At 61.5% G+C, this 1,881-nt stretch carries 1 protein-coding gene; it reads right to left on the reverse strand.

Annotated elements, in window-relative coordinates:
* Positions 1-1,881, reverse strand: a 1,881-nt coding sequence (locus JK358_RS38705) for a non-ribosomal peptide synthetase (RefSeq protein ID WP_201958861.1), incomplete at both ends; no start/stop codon positions are given.

Genomic DNA, 1,881 nt, shown 5'->3' on the forward strand with positions numbered 1-1,881 from the left:
CGACGCGGTCAACCCCGACCGACCGTGATAACCACGCGCCACCTGCACACCACCGACATACAATTCGCCCGTCACGCCCACCGGTACCACCCGCATTCCGGTGTCCAGCACGAACACCTGGGTGTTGGACACAGGGCGTCCCAGCGTGACAGCGGAGCCATCGCCGACCTCTGTTACCAGCACGTCGCCGGCGACCTCAGATGATCCATAGGAATTGACGATCACCGCACCTGGGGACATTGTGCGCAAGGTGGCCACCGCAGCTTGCGGGAGGGCTTCACCGCTACAGATCCATCGCTGAATGCCACGGAATCGATCTTCGGCCAGTTCCGCAAGTTCGGTGACCACGGTTGGCACGACCAACAACTGGGTTGCGGTGGCTTCCCTCGCCAAATTTGCAAGTGCAACAGCATCTCTCGCAGTAGCAGAATCCGCGACAACGACAACGGCCCCTGCGATCAGCCCGCCCAATATCTCTGTCGTACCGTCGATGAAACTGGCCGAGCTTTTTGCCACTCGCACCTCGCCCGGCCACGAATCGGCTGCCCACGCAATGCGATTCGCCAGTGCCGCTTGCGTTCCCAACACCGCCTTCGGCTGCCCGGTCGTCCCAGAGGTGTAAATGAGATACGCCAGATTGCCCGGATGTACGACAACGTGAGGATCGGTGTCGGGCGCTCCTTGACCCAGTTCGTAGATATCGAGCATCCGAACCCCGGTGTTCGGCAGTGTGTCAGTGACGACTTCATCGGTGAGAACCGCGATCGGCTCGGAGTCGGTCAGCATGAATGCCAGCCGTTCAGCTGGATACGCCGGATCAAGCGGCAGGTAGGCTCCGCCTGCCTTGAGCACCGCCAGCAAACCGACAACCAATTCGACAGAGCGAGGCAGCGCCACCGCGACGACTGTGTCGGGGCCGACGCCATGGTCGATCAGTCGATACGCCACTCGGTTGCTCCGCCGATTCAGTTCTTGATATGTCAGATGCTGATCGGCGAACCTCACCGCTACGGACTCAGGTGACACGGCGACCTGGTGCTCCAGCATGTCGATCACGCTTGCGCTGGCGTGTGCGGCAGATGTGGTGTGGTTCCAACCATGGAGAATCAGCGTTCGCTCGGCGGTGTCCATCAGCTCCACCGATCCCACCGCAATGGTGGGGGCGCTGGCCGTCGCGTCCAACACTCGCAAAAATCGGTCCGCTATTGTGCGCACCGAAGCCTCGTCGAACAGATCGGCCGCGTATTCCACCGTCCCGAGCAGGCTCTCACCCGGCGCGGCATCGCTGATGTTGAACATCAGGTCAAAGCGTGCGGTTCCGGTCAGTACCGGGAGCGGCTCTATCGCGACACCGGGTAGGTCCACGGTCGGCACGGCATTGTTCTGGAACGCAATCGATACCTGAAACAGGGGATGGTAGGCCGCAGACCGTACCGGGTTGAGGGCATCGACCAGTAGCTCGAATGGAACATCTTGATTGGTGTAGGCAGCCAGTGCCTTCTCTTTGACCTGCGTCACAAGCGTGGAGAAATCCGCGAACGGGTCTACATTCGCACGTAGCACCCAGCTATTCACGAAGAATCCGACCAGATCCGACAGTGCCTCGTCGGAACGGCCCGCGATGGGTGAACCGATCGGGATATCGGCGCCGCCACCGAGCTGGTGCAATAGCACCGCTAAAGCCGACTGCAGCACCATCGACACCGTGACCTTCTCGCGGCGAGCGAACTGCTCGACCGTCTCCCGAATTCGGGCGTCGATCACCAGCGGTACCGCGCCGCCTCGGTGACTTGTCTCCGCCGGGTACGGTCGGTCGGTAGGTAGTTGCAGCCGGTCGGGCAGTCCGGCCAAGGCTTGACGCCAGTAATCGAGTTGGGTGTT

This window comes from Nocardia acididurans, from assembly GCF_016741815.1.
GTDB lineage: Bacteria > Actinomycetota > Actinomycetes > Mycobacteriales > Mycobacteriaceae > Nocardia > Nocardia acididurans.